We start from the raw sequence: 14,937 nt of genomic DNA, 5'->3' as shown, positions 1-14,937 counted from the left end.
ACGGAATGGTTATGGAATGTGCACCGATACGTTGGGCAACCGCCCTTCGACCACCCCAGGAGTCTCTCCCGTGATCCACGCCTTCAAGTCGCGCGCCGCTGTCGCCATCCTGGCCGCGTCGTCCGTGTTCGCCGCCAATGCTGCCGATGTCACCGGCGCGGGCGCCTCCTTCATCTACCCCGTGATGTCCAAGTGGTCGGCGGACTACAGCACCGCCACCGGCAAGAAGGTCAACTACCAGTCGATCGGTTCCGGCGGCGGCATTGCCCAGATCAAGGCAGCGACCGTCGATTTTGGTTCCTCCGACGCGCCGCTGAAGCCGGAAGAACTGGCTGCGGCCGGCCTGGCCCAGTTCCCGTCGGTGATCGGCGGCGTGGTGCCGGTGATCAACGTCGCCGGCGTCGCACCGGGTGCGCTGAAGCTCGATGGCCCGACCCTGGCCAACATCTTCCTGGGCAAGATCACCACCTGGAACGATCCGGCCATCACTGCACTGAACCCGGGCCTGACCCTGCCCAGCGGCAAGATCACCATCGTGCACCGCTCCGACGGTTCGGGCACCACCTTCAACTTCGTCAACTACCTGTCCAAGGTCAGCCCGGAGTGGAAGAGCAAGGTCGGTGAAGGCACCTCGGTGCAGTGGCCGGCGGGCATCGGCGGCAAGGGCAACGAAGGCGTGGCCGCCTACGTCAAGCAGATCAAGGGTGGCATCGGCTACGTCGAGCTGTCCTATGCGCTGCAGAACAAGATGTCGTACGCGGCAATGAAGAACGCCGCGGGCAAGATCGTGCAGCCGTCGGACGCCTCGTTCTCGGCCGCCGCCGCCAGCGCCGACTGGGCCAATGCCCGTGACTTCTACCTGGTGATGACCAATGCCCCGGGTGCCGATGCGTGGCCGATCACCGCCACCAACTTCATCCTGGTCCGCAAGCAGCCGAAGAACGTCGCCGGTGCCAAGGCCACGCAGGAGTTCTTCCGCTGGATCTACAGGAACGGCGACCAGCAGGCCAAGCAGCTTGATTACGTCCCGCTGCCGGACACCCTGGTCCGCCAGATCGAGACCTACTGGACCCAGAACCTGAAGTACTGAGCAAGACCTCCCCCGCAGGAGCGGGGCCGGCGGGTCCTCTCTCCCCCGCCGGCCCCACCGGGCGCGAGATCCTCGGGATCTCGCGCTCTTCTCGTTTGTGGGGTCCGGCCTGCCGTCGCCGGGGGACGTGGGGCTCGACCCTGCACCGGCCCGACAACCCTGCCGGTGCGCAGATCGGGCGGCCGCGGCGGTCTCCGGGGGTGTCCGCAGTGGGCGAGGCCCCTGTGAAACCCTTGTCGGAACGTGATCCAGGACACCTCTGTCATGGACGTCATACGGCTGTAACAAAAACATCATTTCATAGCCGCATCCGCCGACGCCGTCGGCTCTTCCCCGCTATGGAGTGACCATGAAACTGCACTCGGCCGGCCTCGCCGCCCTTTCCCTGGCCATTGCCCTGGGCCTGTCGGCCTGCGGTGGCGACAAGCAGGCCGCGCAGCAGCCGGCCGCCGACGGTGCCGCTGCCCCGGCTGCCGCCGGTGCGAAGGTGACCGCCGAAGTCTCCGGCGCCGGCGCGTCCTTCATCTTCCCGCTGGTGTCGAAGTGGTCGGCCGACTACAACGCCAGCACCGGCGCCAAGATCAACTACCAGTCCATCGGTTCCGGCGGCGGCATCGCCCAGATCAAGGCCGGCACGGTCGACTTCGGCTCGTCCGACAAGCCGCTGAGCAGCGAGGAGCTGGCGCAGGCCGGCCTGGCCCAGTTCCCGTCGGCCATCGGCGGCGTGGTGCCGGTCGTCAACATCGAAGGCCTGGAAGCGGGCAAGCTGCGCCTGAGCGGCGCCCTGCTGGCCGACATCTTCCTCGGTAAGGTCAAGACCTGGAACGACCCGGCGATCGTCGCTGCCAACCCTGGCGTGACCCTGCCGGACGGCAAGATCACCATCGTCCACCGTTCGGACGGCTCGGGCACCACCTTCAACTTCTCCAACTACCTGTCCAAGGTCAGCCCGGAGTGGAGGAGCAAGGTCGGCGAAGGCACCTCGGTGCAGTGGCCGGACGGTGTGGGCGGCAAGGGCAACGAAGGCGTCGCCTCGTACGTCAAGCAGATCAAGGGCTCGATCGGCTACGTCGAACTGGCCTACGCGCTGCAGAACGCCATGCCGTACACCTCGCTGCAGAATGCCGCCGGCACCTGGGTGCAGCCGAGCGCGGAGACCTTCGCCGCTGCGGCCGCCAGCGCCGACTGGGCCAGCGCCAAGGACTTCAATCTGGTCATCACCAATGCTCCGGGTGAGCAGGCGTGGCCGATCACCGCCACCAACTTCATGCTGATGCAGAAGCAGCCGAAGGATGCCAAGCGCAACCAGGACACCCTGGCCTTCTTCAAGTGGGCCTTCGAGAACGGCCAGGCCCAGGCCAACGAGCTGCACTATGTGCCGCTGCCGGCCGAACTGGTCACGCAGATCGAGGCCTACTGGGCGACCGAACTGAAGTGATGGATCCGACGGTGCCCGCCGCGTGCGGGCACCGTGTCTTCCACGCCGTGCCGCCCCGCCCCTTCCTGGCCCTGCCGTCCCCATGAATGCCATCGCCCAGCCTGTAGCCGCCCCGTCCACGCGTGACGCGCGTGATGCCCGCAACGACAAACTGTTCCGATGGGTGCTGGTCGGCACCGTCATCTTCGTCCTGATCGCCCTGGCCTGCGCGGCTCTGTCGATGCTGTGGGGCGGCCGTCATGCCCTGCAGATGCAGGGCCTGAGCTTCTTCTTCTCTTCCGACTGGAATCCGGTCGAAAACAAGTTCGGTGCGCTTGCTCCGATCTACGGCACCCTGGTCACCGCGCTGATCGCGATGGTCATCGCCGTGCCGGTCAGCTTCGGCATCGCCTTCTTCCTGACCGAAGTGGCGCCACGCTGGCTGCGGGGGCCGGTCGGCACCGCCATCGAACTGCTGGCAGGCATTCCCTCCATCATCTACGGCATGTGGGGCCTGTTCGTGCTGGTACCGGTGATGACCGAGTACGTCACCCCGTTCCTCAACGAAACGCTGGGCGAATGGCCGGTCATCGGCCCGATCTTCCAGGGCCCACCGCTGGGCATCGGCATGCTGACCGCCGGCTTCGTGCTGGCCATCATGGTCATCCCGTTCATCTCTTCGGTCATGCGCGAGGTGTTCCTGACCGTACCGACCCGCCTGAAGGAATCGGCCTATGCGCTGGGGTCGACCAAGTGGGAAGTGAGCTGGGACATCGTGCTGCCCTACACCCGTTCGGCGGTGATCGGCGGCGTCTTCCTCGGCCTTGGCCGCGCACTGGGCGAGACCATGGCCGTGGCCTTCGTGATCGGCAACAGCGTGCGCCTGTCGCCGTCACTGCTGGAGCCGGGCACCACCATCGCCGCCCTGATCGCCAACGACTTCGGCGAGGCCACTGAAACCTACCGCTCGGCGCTGCTGCTGCTTGGCTTCGTCCTGTTCATCGTCACCTTCGTGGTGCTCGCCATCGCCCGCCTGATGCTGATGCGCCTGGCCCGCAAGGAGGGCAACTGATGTCCACCACCGCTGACTCGCTGTACCTGCGCCGCCGCATCGGCAATGTCGTCGCCATCGCGCTGTCCTGCGCCACCGCGCTGTTCGGTCTGTTCTTCCTGGGCTGGATCCTGTTCACCCTGGCCGCGAAGGGCCTGGCCGGCATCAACCTGGACCTGTTCACCAAGATGACACCGCCGCCGATGCAGGAAGGCGGCCTGGCCAACGCCTTCTTCGGCAGCGCGGTGATGTGTGCGCTGGCGATCGGCATCGGCACCCCGCTGGGTGTCCTGGCCGGCACTTGGCTGGCCGAGTACGGCAATGCCCGCAAGGCCGGCACCGTGGTCCGCTTCGTCAACGACATCCTGCTGTCGGCCCCGTCGATCGTGCTGGGCCTGTTCGTGTACACCCTGTACGTGATGCAGACCGGCGGCCAGTTCTCCGCCTTCGCCGGTGCGCTGTCGCTGGCCTTCATCGTGCTGCCGGTGGTGGTGCGTACCACCGACGAAATGCTGCGCCTGGTGCCCTCGCAGATGCGCGAAGCGGCGCTGTCGCTGGGCATCCCGCAATGGAAGGTGATCGTGCAGGTGCTCTACCGCAGCGCCTCGGCCGGCATCATCACCGGCATCCTGCTGGCGCTGGCCCGCATCTCCGGTGAGACCGCACCGCTGCTGTTCACTGCCTTCGGCAACCAGTACTGGAACAGCAACGTGTTCCAGCCGATGGCCTCGGTGCCGGTGGTGATGAACCAGTTCGCCGGCAGCCCGTACGAATCCTGGCAGGTGCTGGCCTGGGCCGGTGCCCTGGTGCTGACCGTCTTCGTGTTGCTGGTCAGCCTCGCCGCCCGCGGCCTCCTGCTGCGCAACCGCATCCCCCATGACTGACCTTTCCGTGGAAACCACCATGAACGATCTTTCCAATGCCGTGCCGATGCAGCGCATCGCCGTGCCGGCCTCGCACGAGAACCTGCATACCCCGGCTCCGGTCAAGCTCGCTGCGCGTGGCCTGGACTTCTACTACGACAAGTTCCACGCCCTCAAGGGCATCAACCTGGAGATCCCGGAAAAGCGCGTCACCGCGCTGATCGGCCCCTCCGGTTGCGGCAAGTCGACCCTGCTGCGCATCTTCAACCGCATCTACGCGCTGTACCCGAAGCTGGAAGCACGCGGCGAAGTGCTGCTGGACGGCGAGAACATCCTGTCGCCGAAGTTCCCGATGAACCGGCTGCGCAGCAAAGTAGGCATGGTGTTCCAGAAGCCGGTGCCGTTCCCGATGACGATCTTCGAGAACGTGGCCTACGGCATCCGCCACCACGAGAAGCTGTCCAAGGGTGAGATGAGCGACCGCGTCGAGCAGGCACTGCGTCAGGGCGCGCTGTGGGACGAGGTGAAGGACAAGCTCAACCAGAGCGCGCTGGGTCTTTCCGGTGGCCAGCAGCAGCGCCTGTGCATCGCCCGCGCCGTCGCCCTGCGCCCCGACGTGCTGCTGCTGGACGAACCGACTTCGGCACTGGACCCGATCTCCACCAGCCGCATCGAGCAACTGGTGGAAGAGCTCAAGAACGATTACACCATCGTCATCGTCACCCACAACATGCAGCAGGCCGCCCGCGTATCGGACTACACCGCCTTCATGTACCTGGGCGACCTGATCGAACATGACCGCACCGAAGTGATCTTCTCGCAGCCGTCCAAGCAGCAGACCGAAGACTACATCACCGGTCGCTTCGGCTGACCGGACCGCGGCTTCTTCACAGACAACGCCAGTCGGGCATGGCCCGGCTCTACATGACGGAACAACCATGAATCTTCCCAACGACCACATCGTCAAGAGCTACGACGAAGAGCAGCAGCGCCTGGTGGCCGAAATCGTGCGCATGGGCGAGATGGCCGTCGCCCAGCTCGAAGCATCGATGGACGTGATCGAGAAGCGCGATGAGAACGCCGCCCATCGCATCATCGCCAACGATGAGGCGATCGATGCACTGGAGCAGCAGATCAGCCACGACGTGATGCGCCTTGCGCTGCGCGGCCCGATGGCGCGCGACCTGCGCGAAATTCTTGCGGGCCTGCGCATCCCCGCCGACATCGAGCGGATCGGCGACTACGCGGCCAACGTTGCCAAGCGTTCGATCGCACTGGGCAAGGTGCCGCCGCTGCCGCAGATCCAGGGCCTGCGCGCCCTGGGCCGGCTGGCCGCACAGCAGGTGCGCCGCGCCATCGCGGCCTACCGCGACAATGATGCCGAGGCGGCGCTGGCCCTGCGCGAGGATGACGCGCGCCTGGATGCGCAGTACACCGCGCTGTTCCGCGAACTGCTGACCTACATGATGGAAGATCCGCGCAACATCACGCCGTGCACCCACCTGCTGTTCATGGCCAAGAATCTGGAACGCGTGGGCGACCACGCCACCAACATCGCCGAGAACGTCTGGTTCCTCGTGCATGGAGAGCAGCCGCTGCCGCCGCGCGAGAAGCGCGACGAAACCTCCAGCACCGGTCAGCCCTGACGCTGCACTGCAACACCGGAGTCGACTCCAGAGTGGCCGCTGTCCGCGCGACAGCGGCCTTTCTTTTTGGGCCTTCCAGCATTTCCAAAGGCGCCGCGCCTGCCTGGCAAGGCCCCGCCCCCTGACTGCGCGGAAAATCTCACGAAAATTTGAGTTCTCTGCGAGGATTCGTTGAGTAGGATCGGCGCACGATCGCTTCCACCGGCACCTCTGCCGGCCACCCGGGCACCTGCCCACACCACCCAGGAGCACAACCGATGAGCAGTACCAACAAGACCCTGTCCCTGCTGACCGCTACCGCCCTTGTCGCCGGCCTGGGCATGACGGCCAGCGCTTCGGCTCTGAGCATGAGCGATCTGGCGCAGGGCTATCTGGTGGCCGGCCAGGCCGCCAAGGCCACCGATGCCAAGGCTGCCGACGCGCGTACCGGCGACGCCGCCAAGCATGCCGAAGGCAAGTGCGGCGCCGATGGCAAGAGCGCCGAAGGCAAGTGTGGTGGCGACAAGGGCAAGGCCGCCGCCGGCACCGATGCCAAGGCCAAGAGCACCGGCGACAAGAAGGCGGCCGAAGGCAAGTGCGGCGAAGGCAAGTGCGGTGGCAAGCACTGACGTCCGCGCCAGCGCTGTCCACCGGCGGTCGCCGCTTCCCGCGGCGGCCGCCGGGTTGGGCCTGCGCCGCGCGCTGCTGCAGGCGCTGCGCGAGGCGCCGGCCGGCGACTTCGACTTCCTCGAATGTGCGCCGGAAAACTGGATCCACGTAGGCGGCCCGGCAGGCGATGCACTGGCCGAACTGGCGGCGCGGCATCCGCTGAGCTGCCATGGCCTGTCGCTGTCGCTGGGCGGCAGTGCACCGCTGGACACGCAGCTGCTGGCACAGGTTGGCCGTTTCCTGGACGAGTACCGCGTGCCGCTTTACAGCGAGCACCTGAGCTACTGCAGCGACGACGGCCATCTGTACGACCTGCTGCCGATTCCGTTCACCGATGAAGCCGTGCGCCATACCGCCACGCGCATTGCCCGTGTGCAGGACCTGCTCGGCCGGCGCATCGCGGTGGAGAACGTGTCCTACTACCTGGCACCGGAACCGTCCATGGACGAACTGTCCTTCACCAACGCGGTGCTTGCCGAAGCGGACTGCGACCTGCTGCTGGACGTCAACAACGTCTACGTCAACGCCTGCAACCATGGCTACGACGCCGACACGTTCATCGCCGGCCTGCCGGCACAGCGCATCGTCTGCCTGCACGTGGCCGGGCACCTGGATGAAGCGCCGGACCTGAAGATCGACACCCATGGCAGCGCCGTGATCGATCCGGTCTGGGAGCTGCTGGCACGTACCTATGCGCGCATCGGCCCCCGCCCCACCCTGCTCGAACGCGACTTCAACTTCCCCCCATACGCCGAGCTCCAGAGCGAGCTGCAGACCATCCGCCGCCTGCAGGCCGCCCCAGCCGGAGGCAGCACGCATGGCTGAAGCGCCGGAACGGCTGCGTGCGCAGCAGCACGCGTTCACCGCCCATCTGCGCGACCCGGACACCGTGGCCGCGCCGGCCGGCATGGAGCCGCGACGCGTAGCGGTGTACCAGCGCCTGCTGTTCAACAACCTGCTGGGTCTGTTGAGCAACGGGTTCCCGGTCTGCGTGCGCCTGCTCGGTGAACCGGGCTGGAGTGCCCTGGTGCGCAGCTACTTCGCGACGCATCGCTGCCGCAGTCCGCTGTTCACCGAACTGGCTGCCGAGTTCGTGCAGTGGCTGCAGGCACAGCCGCAGCTTCCGCATCCGGCGCTGGCCGAGCTGGCCCACTACGAGTGGGTGGAAACGGCGTTGTACCAGCTGCAGGCCGAGCCGCTGCCGGTGGCCGGCGCGATCGATCCGCGGGTGGTCGCCCTGCAGCGTTCGCCGCTGGCCTGGCCCTTGCTGTATCAATGGCCGGTCCACCGGCTTGGCGCGGACGATGCGCCGCGCACGGCTCCGGCCGAGCCGACCGGCCTGCTGGTCCGGCGCGATGCTGACGGTGAGGTGCGTTTCGCCAGCCTCAGCCCACTGGCGGTGCATCTGCTGGCCCGCATCGGCGAGCAGCCCGGCGCCGATGGCAACACCTACCTGCGGCAGCTGGCACTGGCACACGGGCTGGAGGAGCACGCGTTGGACGAGGCCGGTGCCGCCCTGCTGCAACAGTTCCTGCAAGCCGGCGTAATCGGCCCGATCACGCCGCCGCCCTGACGCCCCACTCCCGGAGATTCCCGATGAACTACCCGATCCTGGCCACCGCGCGTGGCCAGCTGGACCGTCTCGCCCCCTGGTTGGCCCCGCTGGGCCTGCGCGTACTGCTGGCCTGGGAGTACTTCGAATCCGGCCTCGAGAAACTGCACGGCCAGAACTGGTTCGCCGACCTGCAGCAGGCCTTTCCGTTTCCATTCGACCACTTGCCGGCCGCGCTGAACTGGCAACTGGCCACCTGGTTCGAACTGCTGGGTGCCGCCTGCCTGCTCGTCGGTTTCGGCACCCGCTTTGCCGCTGCCAGCCTGCTGGTGCTGACCGTGGTGGCGACCCATGCGGTGCACTGGCCGATGGAATGGCACTCGCTGGGCGACCTCGCCATGGGGTATGCAATCAGCGACCAAGGCTTCGGCAACTTCAAACTGCCCGTACTGTTCATGGCGATGCTGCTGCCGTTGCTGTTCGCTGGCGCCGGCAGGCTGAGCGTCGATGCACTGCTGGCCCGGCATGGCGCTGGCGGGGGCACCTGGGCGGGAGCCGGTCCGCGATGCCGCTGATTGGCGCGCCGCCCGCAACGCCCCATCCGGCCGCGCGCACCGGGCGCTCAGGAACGCTCTGCTAGAATCCACGCATGACCGACCCCACCCCCGCACCTGACGTCGCCCCCGTTTCCGCAGTACCGCAGGCGCAGCGTGCGATGTCACAACGCTTCCGTGGCTTCCTGCCGGTGGTGGTGGACGTGGAGACCGGCGGCTTCGACGCCCAGCGCAACGCGCTGCTGGAGATCGCGGCGGTGCCGATCGAGATGGACGAGAACGGCCTGCTCTTCCCCGGGCAGACCGCCAGCGCGCATGTCGTGCCGGCCGAAGGGCTGGAAATCGATCCGAAGTCGCTGGAAGTCACCGGCATCATCCTGGATCACCCGTTCCGGCTGGCCAAGGAAGAGCGCGCCGCGCTGGACCATATCTTCACCCCGGTTCGCGCCGCAATGAAGAAGTACGGCTGTCAGCGCGCAATCCTGGTCGGCCACAACGCGCATTTCGACCTCGGTTTCGTCAATGCCGCCGTCGCCCGGACCGGGCACAAGCGCAATCCGTTCCACCCCTTCAGCGTATTCGACACGGTGACGCTGGCCGGCATCGCATACGGGCAGACGGTGCTGGCACGTGCTGCCAATGCGGCGGGACTGGGCTGGGATGCCAACGAAGCGCATAGCGCGGTGTACGACACCGAGCAGACGGCACGGCTGTTCTGCACGATCGCCAACGCCTGGCCGCGGTAACCGTCAGCGCCCCTCTCGCCGCGCAGGCGTGGGTGCCGACCGTGGGCCGGCACCGCCGGCGCGTCAACCGATGCTCGTGCGATCCCGCCCGTCACTCTTGGCACGGTAGAGCGCGCGGTCGGCGCGCTGGTACAGCAGGGCCGGGGTGCGGTCTTCAGCCTCCAGTTCGACCAGTCCCGCACTGAAGGTCACCCTCAGCCCATCCACGCCCGCCCAGTCCGGGTGGTCATGGAACAGCCCCCGCAACCGCGCGCACAGCTGCGCGGCTTCCTCCAGCCGGGTGTCGTTGAGCAGCAGCGCGAATTCTTCGCCGCCCGTGCGCGCAGGCAGGTCCGAGTCACGACAGGCCGTGGCGATCACCCGCGCCACCTCGACCAGTACCGCATCACCGGTACTGTGGCTGTAGCGATCGTTGACAGCCTTGAAGTGATCGATATCCAGCACCACCAGGCATAGCGGGTGGCCGCTGCGCTGCGATCGTGCGAAGTCACGCGCCAGGGTTTCATCGAAGCCGCGGCGGTTGGCCAATCCGGTCAGCGCATCCTCCCGCGCCTGGCGCTCGAACGCTTCGGCCTGCCGTGCGAGGCGTTCGGCCAGCTCGGTCTTCTCCTGGTTCACCGCCTGCAGATGGACGGTCTGGGCCTGCAGGTCGAAGGTGGCCTCGTCCACGCGGCGAGCCAGACGCAGGTTGCTGGCCTTCAGCTGCTGCAGCAGGAAGCGGTACAGCGCCACCAGCCCGGCCAGCAGCAGGATGCCGCCCAGCGCCTGCACGCTGCGCCGTTGCCACCAGAACGGCTCCACGCTGAAGCTCCATACGGCTTCCTGCTGGCCCCAGGCGCCACTCGGGTGCGCGGCGGCCACGTGCAGCGTGTAATCGCCCGGTGGCAGGCCAACGAACTCCACGCTGCGCTGTGGACCGCGCTCGACCCAGCCGCTGTCCAGTCCATCCAGGCGCGTGCGGTAGCGGATCCGGTCCGACATCAGGTAGCTCAGGCCGACATAGCTCACCGCGAGGCGACGACCACCGGGAATCAGATTGCGTTCGGCGCCCTCCCAGTGCACGGGCGCGCCGTCCACCTGCACGTTCTCGATCGCCGCTGGCGGTGCCCGCCGTTCGCGGAAGCGCTGCAGGCGCTGCGGATCGACCGTACTCAGGCCCCCCGCGGTGACCACCCAGAAGGTGCCATCCTGGCGCAGGATCGCCGAGGGGCCGGAGCTGCCGTTGGCCTGTGCATTGGCCATGCCGTCGATCTCGTTGTAGCGCTCCACGCTCACCCGCGGCGCGCGGCCGTCGGCCACGGCATTGAGAGTCGCCATGTCGGTGCGCAGCACGCCACGGTTGCTGCTGATCCATACGTTGCCCAGCCGGTCGGGTACCAGCTGGAACACCGCGTCGACCGGCATGCCCTGCTCCAGGCCGACGCGGGCCAGCCGCCCGCCCTGCCAGCGGTACAGGCCACGATCACTGCTGATCCACATCGCGTCACCCAGCTGGTGGAAGCCGAACACACTGCGTCCGCCCCCCAGCGGCGCCAGATCGATCGCCTGCACACGGTTGCCGCGCAGCACGCGGATGCCCTCGATCGTGCCGATCCACAGGTTGCCCTGGTGATCGTGTTCCAGCGCTGTGATCAGCCCGGTCGGCATGCCCGCCACCGGCGACACCTGCACCCGGTCGCCGTCGATGCGCACCACTCCCTTCTGCGTTCCGGCCCAGACCGCCCCGCTCGAATCCACGCTGATCGCGCGGATGTTGCCACCCGGCATGCCATCGTCGGCGGCGTAGTTGTGGCGCAGGCGGCCGTCCCGGGACAGGCGGTAGACGCCGTCACCGAAGGTTCCCACCCAGAGATCGCCGTCCGGCCCCTGCGCCAGGCTCAGCACCGACGGCGCCTTGCCACCGCGGTTGTGCAGCGGCATGGCCTGGAAACGGCCATCGGCATTCTGTCGATCCAGGCCACTGGCACTGCCCACCCACAGCTGGCGGTCACGATCTTCCAGCACGGTGCGCACGTAATCGCCGCTGAGCCCATCGCGCTCGGTGTAGCTGCTGAACAGGGTCTCGCGCAGGCGGTAGAGGCCGCCGTTGGCCCCCACCCAGATGCTGCCCTCGTCATCCTCGCGCAGGCTCACCACGCGCCCGCCCGGCAGGCTCAGGCCCGCAGGCAGCCGCTCCAGTCCATGCGAGGAAATCCGCAGCAGCCCCTGGTTCTCGGTGCCCAGCCAGAGATCACCGTGGCGGTCCTGCAGCATCGAGGTCAGGTGCAGCTGGCCCGGCAGCCGGTGCACCAGCACCAGCCGGTCATCCTCGACCCGGTACAGGCGCTCGCCCGCCACGATCCACAGCGCACCGTCCGGCGCCCGGTACGGCCAGGACAGGCCACTGCCCGCGCCCAGCCCCCAGGCGGCGGGCGCGCGCTTCAGCACGCCATCGTTGTCACGCAGTACCAGGCCATCGAGCGTGCCGACCCAGACCCGATCCTGCGCATCCACCACCAGTTTGGTGAAGCTCATCGCCATCGGCAGATCGGCAGCCGGCGCCTGATAGACAAGGCCTTTGTCCGGCGCGAGATAACCCAGGCCCTTGCCTTCGTAGAGCAGCCACAGGCGCCCCTGGCTGTCCATCTGCATCGACTGGATCAGTACCTGCGGGGTATCCGGCTGGTGCTCCCACACACGCCACTGGCCATCACTGCCACGTCGGCTGACATTGCCGCGCGAGTCGCTGATCCACAGCCCGCCCTGACGGTCGACGAACAACGCGCCGATGCCGTTGTCGCGCAGCCCGGGCCGCGTGCTGCGGTCGTACACGGTGAAATCCAGGCCGTTGTAGCGCACCAGGCCTTCCCAGGTGGCAAACCAGAGATGGCCTTCCGGCGTCTGCGCGATGTCGCGCAGCGAGTTGTGCGGCAGGCCGTTGCGCGAGGTCCACACATCGATGGCGTAGTCGCGCAGCGGCGGTGCACCGCTCTGTGCCTGCAACGGCAATGCAGCAGCCAGCAGCAGCCACAGAAGGCTGTGTCGCAGCACCGCCCTCCAGTCCCACGCGTGACGCTCCACCCAGCGCCCGTCGTCCCCCTGCCCGCCCATCACCGCAGCAGTGGCGGCCGGGTACTGCGGCCAGGCGGGGCGGCAGGTGGAAATGCCCAGGCAGCGCGGGGCGGCGTGCCGACGGGAACAGGCTGGCTCATCGGGGGGCGTCTGGGGAGATGCGCGAATGATAGGGCAAACGCCAGCCCGCCGCGCCTGCCCAGCCGTGCCCCCCCCCCTCCCCCGGGCAGCAATGGCGGGCTTTCTGGCTCATCCGTGCAGGCGGTACGGGTTTCTGGCGGAAGGGCGTGGTCCGGCACACCTTCCCGAGCCCAGGCGGTGACCACAGGCAGGACCAGAAGACCCCTCGCCTGGCGCCTCTGCGGAGGGACAGCTACGTCCTGTCGCCAGCACGACGCCTGTAATAAGCCACCAGATCGGCCGGGTAGTACTCGTGGTCGCGGAAGCTCGCATCGTCGATGTCGAACAGCATCACGACCAGCGCGGCCTCGAAGGCCCAGTAGCCATGTAGCCGCTGTCGTCGTCACGGTGATTCCCGTGCCAGTACACGTTGCGGCTGCCTGCATACCAGCCGTCCAGGAATTTCTTTACGAGCCCGGGCCGGTCCGAGGGTGAGGCGATTGCTTCCATGAGCGGGCTGTACTGGCGATACAGCACCTGCCTCGCCGGAACTCTTCCGTCTTCAACCAGCAGTATCGCGATTTCGTCAAAGAGTCGATCCTTTCCCGCATTCCCAATCAGCGTGAGGGCCTTCGCAAGGTAGGTCGAACCCATACCGGCGCTGACCGCGATCGCCAGCCACCAGAGGTGATCGACGTAGTGATCTTCACGAAGATCCTCGAACTGTGCACGATAGTTCTGGTCCTCCAAAGGCAATTGATCACACTGATGCAGGAGCTGCGCATGCGAAACAAGCAGCTGGTTCAGGTCATCATGAAGCAAAACAATAGCGTCGCCCCTTGAGAATCGCATGACCAACCGACGAAGGATGCGACCGGACACATCCGACGCGCCGAGAACACATCCCTTGGGAGGATAGGCTCGAGTCGCGATTGAATGATCAGTACGCGCCACCTCCACGGAGTCATAATCGATCCAATCCGTGAAGTACGGCTCCAGCATCCGGGTGTCACGCTGCGCACTCATGCGCCATCGCCCCACGGGCCGATCAAAGAACCAGTGTCGCCGATTTTTTCATCACCAATGTATGTCAGGCGGCGGATCCGGGTAGCTGTAGGCCACATCGATGCCATTCTCTCCCGGACGATACACGCCATCGGTCTTTCCCACTGGCGTCAGGCCCTTGCCCAGCATCGCCTGATGCGCCATCGCCTCGCCGAACGCGGCGCCTGCGGCGCGCGTGCGCCGCCCTCGCCATCCATGTGGCCGCCGAGCACTCGGTATCGGGTAGGGTCGCCGTAGTGGCGATGCAGCACCACCTCACCTCCGGCGACCGCGTCGCGGGCGACGAAGCCGCTGGCTGATCACATCGCCGCCGCGCTCGATTCGTCCCCGCACCCGGTGCAAGCATCTGAGCCGCCTGACCATCAGATACCTGCGCCAGCACAACGCCTGTAATAAGCCACCAGATCGGCCGGGTAGTACTCGTGGTCGCGGAAGCTCGAATCGTCGATGTCGAACAGCATCACGACCAGCGCGGCCTCGAAGGCCCAGTAGCCCATGTAGCCGCTGTCGTCGTCACGGTGATTCCCGTGCCAATAGAGGTTGCGGCTGCCCGCATACCAGCCATCCAGGAACTTCTTTACGAGCCCCGGTCGGTCCTGGATCGATGCGACGGCCTTTGCTAGCGGAAGGTACTGGCGATACAGCACGTGATTGGCAGCGGGTCGGCCTGTGTCTCCCAATGCAATCGCGACTCTGTCGAAAAGCTCGTCTTCCCCGGCGTGCTTCATCAAGCCAAGTGCACTTCGCACATAAGAGCCCTCCATACCCGCGGCAACCGAGAATGCCAACCACCAGAGGTACTTTGTGTACCTGTCCGGCCGAAGATCCTCCCATACTGCACGAATCGTCTGATCCTGTGCGCCCAAGGCATCGGCGCACAGATCAACGCGCCGCCTTGCAAACAACAGTTCTTCCAGTCCCCCCAGCACTTCAACCAGATCGTCGCCACGCGAGTAGCGCATGACCATTATCTGAAGGAGCAGGGAAAACACGGAACTCGATGCATTGGCGCGCCCGACGTCGGTGTACCGGTGTGAATCAATGCGATCAACAACCTCTGCAACCTCATCCAGCCGGAACTCGATGATTCCAGAGAAATATGCCTTGGATTTCCTGCTATCGCGCATCATCGGT

Annotated in this window: 14 protein-coding genes; 11 read left to right on the top strand and 3 right to left on the bottom strand. The window is 66.6% G+C overall.

Annotated elements, in window-relative coordinates; all coding sequences use genetic code 11:
- The first annotated feature begins 70 nt into the window (after positions 1 to 70).
- From pstS (N5J29_RS08540) to rnt, 11 genes are all read left to right on the top strand, one after another.
- Entirely contained in the window at positions 71 to 1,090 is a 1,020-nt protein-coding gene (gene pstS / locus N5J29_RS08540) for a phosphate ABC transporter substrate-binding protein PstS (protein ID WP_065174722.1), read from the top strand.
- A gap of 349 nt (positions 1,091 to 1,439) precedes the next feature.
- Positions 1,440 to 2,528: a phosphate ABC transporter substrate-binding protein PstS gene (gene pstS, locus N5J29_RS08535; RefSeq protein WP_164152994.1), complete on the top strand. Its 1,089-nt coding sequence runs from the start codon at positions 1,440 to 1,442 to the stop codon at positions 2,526 to 2,528.
- An 82-nt stretch (positions 2,529 to 2,610) separates the two neighbouring features.
- Positions 2,611 to 3,579, top strand: a complete 969-nt coding sequence (gene pstC, locus N5J29_RS08530; RefSeq protein ID WP_053518204.1) for a phosphate ABC transporter permease subunit PstC — start codon at positions 2,611 to 2,613, stop codon at positions 3,577 to 3,579.
- Positions 3,579 to 4,442 carry a phosphate ABC transporter permease PstA gene (gene pstA, locus N5J29_RS08525; RefSeq protein WP_164152995.1) on the top strand — a complete coding sequence of 288 codons (864 nt, stop codon included), beginning with the start codon at positions 3,579 to 3,581 and terminating at the stop codon, positions 4,440 to 4,442. Before pstC ends, pstA begins: the two co-directional genes overlap by 1 nt.
- Before the next feature lie 19 nt (positions 4,443 to 4,461).
- The gene (pstB, locus tag N5J29_RS08520) at positions 4,462 to 5,292 is read left to right on the top strand and encodes a phosphate ABC transporter ATP-binding protein PstB (RefSeq protein WP_053518202.1); all 831 of its coding nucleotides are present in this window, start codon (positions 4,462 to 4,464) and stop codon (positions 5,290 to 5,292) included.
- 67 nt (positions 5,293 to 5,359) lie between these two features.
- Complete coding sequence (gene phoU / locus N5J29_RS08515; protein WP_053518201.1) at positions 5,360 to 6,067, top strand: phosphate signaling complex protein PhoU; 708 nt, start codon at positions 5,360 to 5,362, stop codon at positions 6,065 to 6,067.
- 257 nt (positions 6,068 to 6,324) lie between these two features.
- Complete coding sequence (locus N5J29_RS08510; RefSeq protein ID WP_053518199.1) at positions 6,325 to 6,675, top strand: hypothetical protein; 351 nt, start codon at positions 6,325 to 6,327, stop codon at positions 6,673 to 6,675.
- Entirely contained in the window at positions 6,662 to 7,540 is an 879-nt protein-coding gene (locus tag N5J29_RS08505; RefSeq protein ID WP_164152996.1) for a DUF692 domain-containing protein, read from the top strand. The genes N5J29_RS08510 and N5J29_RS08505 overlap by 14 nt, the downstream gene beginning before the upstream one ends.
- Entirely contained in the window at positions 7,533 to 8,288 is a 756-nt protein-coding gene (locus tag N5J29_RS08500; RefSeq protein ID WP_128987826.1) for a putative DNA-binding domain-containing protein, read from the top strand. Before N5J29_RS08505 ends, N5J29_RS08500 begins: the two co-directional genes overlap by 8 nt.
- A gap of 23 nt (positions 8,289 to 8,311) precedes the next feature.
- Positions 8,312 to 8,842, top strand: a complete 531-nt coding sequence (locus N5J29_RS08495) for a DoxX family protein (RefSeq protein WP_111185747.1) — start codon at positions 8,312 to 8,314, stop codon at positions 8,840 to 8,842.
- Positions 8,843 to 8,982: 140 nt separating this feature from the next.
- Positions 8,983 to 9,567 (top strand): ribonuclease T, encoded by a 585-nt coding sequence (rnt, locus tag N5J29_RS08490; RefSeq protein ID WP_053518226.1) that lies wholly within the window; start codon positions 8,983 to 8,985, stop codon positions 9,565 to 9,567.
- 63 nt (positions 9,568 to 9,630) lie between these two features.
- Here rnt and N5J29_RS08485 read toward each other — a convergent pair whose 3' ends face one another.
- The 3 genes from N5J29_RS08485 to N5J29_RS08475 form a co-directional block, all read right to left on the bottom strand.
- Complete coding sequence (locus N5J29_RS08485) at positions 9,631 to 12,657, bottom strand: ligand-binding sensor domain-containing diguanylate cyclase (protein ID WP_065181197.1); 3,027 nt, start codon at positions 12,655 to 12,657, stop codon at positions 9,631 to 9,633.
- Between the two features lie 432 nt (positions 12,658 to 13,089).
- Positions 13,090 to 13,764 (bottom strand): PoNe immunity protein domain-containing protein, encoded by a 675-nt coding sequence (locus N5J29_RS08480; RefSeq protein WP_164150828.1) that lies wholly within the window; start codon positions 13,762 to 13,764, stop codon positions 13,090 to 13,092.
- 401 nt (positions 13,765 to 14,165) lie between these two features.
- Positions 14,166 to 14,930: a PoNe immunity protein domain-containing protein gene (locus tag N5J29_RS08475; RefSeq protein WP_279924275.1), complete on the bottom strand. Its 765-nt coding sequence runs from the start codon at positions 14,928 to 14,930 to the stop codon at positions 14,166 to 14,168.
- Positions 14,931 to 14,937: the final 7 nt, after the last annotated feature.

It is taken from the genome of Stenotrophomonas sp. GD03680, from assembly GCF_029844625.1.
GTDB classification, from domain to species: domain Bacteria; phylum Pseudomonadota; class Gammaproteobacteria; order Xanthomonadales; family Xanthomonadaceae; genus Stenotrophomonas; species Stenotrophomonas maltophilia_P.
Note: the sequence above shows the minus strand (reverse complement) of the source record. Positions and strands in the feature narration are given on the sequence as shown.

What these genes read in the sequence shown, in the direction of transcription:
- N5J29_RS08475 (WP_279924275.1), bottom strand. Translation starts at nt 14,930, where the DNA reads ATGCGCGATAGCAGGAAATCCAAGGCATATTTCTCTGGAATCATCGAG.
- pstA (WP_164152995.1), top strand. Translation starts at nt 3,579, where the DNA reads ATGTCCACCACCGCTGACTCGCTGTACCTGCGCCGCCGCATCGGCAAT.
- N5J29_RS08510 (WP_053518199.1), top strand. Translation starts at nt 6,325, where the DNA reads ATGAGCAGTACCAACAAGACCCTGTCCCTGCTGACCGCTACCGCCCTT.
- pstC (WP_053518204.1), top strand. Translation starts at nt 2,611, where the DNA reads ATGAATGCCATCGCCCAGCCTGTAGCCGCCCCGTCCACGCGTGACGCG.
- pstS (WP_164152994.1), top strand. Translation starts at nt 1,440, where the DNA reads ATGAAACTGCACTCGGCCGGCCTCGCCGCCCTTTCCCTGGCCATTGCC.
- N5J29_RS08500 (WP_128987826.1), top strand. Translation starts at nt 7,533, where the DNA reads ATGGCTGAAGCGCCGGAACGGCTGCGTGCGCAGCAGCACGCGTTCACC.
- N5J29_RS08485 (WP_065181197.1), bottom strand. Translation starts at nt 12,657, where the DNA reads ATGGGCGGGCAGGGGGACGACGGGCGCTGGGTGGAGCGTCACGCGTGG.
- N5J29_RS08480 (WP_164150828.1), bottom strand. Translation starts at nt 13,764, where the DNA reads ATGAGTGCGCAGCGTGACACCCGGATGCTGGAGCCGTACTTCACGGAT.
- N5J29_RS08495 (WP_111185747.1), top strand. Translation starts at nt 8,312, where the DNA reads ATGAACTACCCGATCCTGGCCACCGCGCGTGGCCAGCTGGACCGTCTC.
- pstB (WP_053518202.1), top strand. Translation starts at nt 4,462, where the DNA reads ATGAACGATCTTTCCAATGCCGTGCCGATGCAGCGCATCGCCGTGCCG.
- rnt (WP_053518226.1), top strand. Translation starts at nt 8,983, where the DNA reads ATGTCACAACGCTTCCGTGGCTTCCTGCCGGTGGTGGTGGACGTGGAG.
- phoU (WP_053518201.1), top strand. Translation starts at nt 5,360, where the DNA reads ATGAATCTTCCCAACGACCACATCGTCAAGAGCTACGACGAAGAGCAG.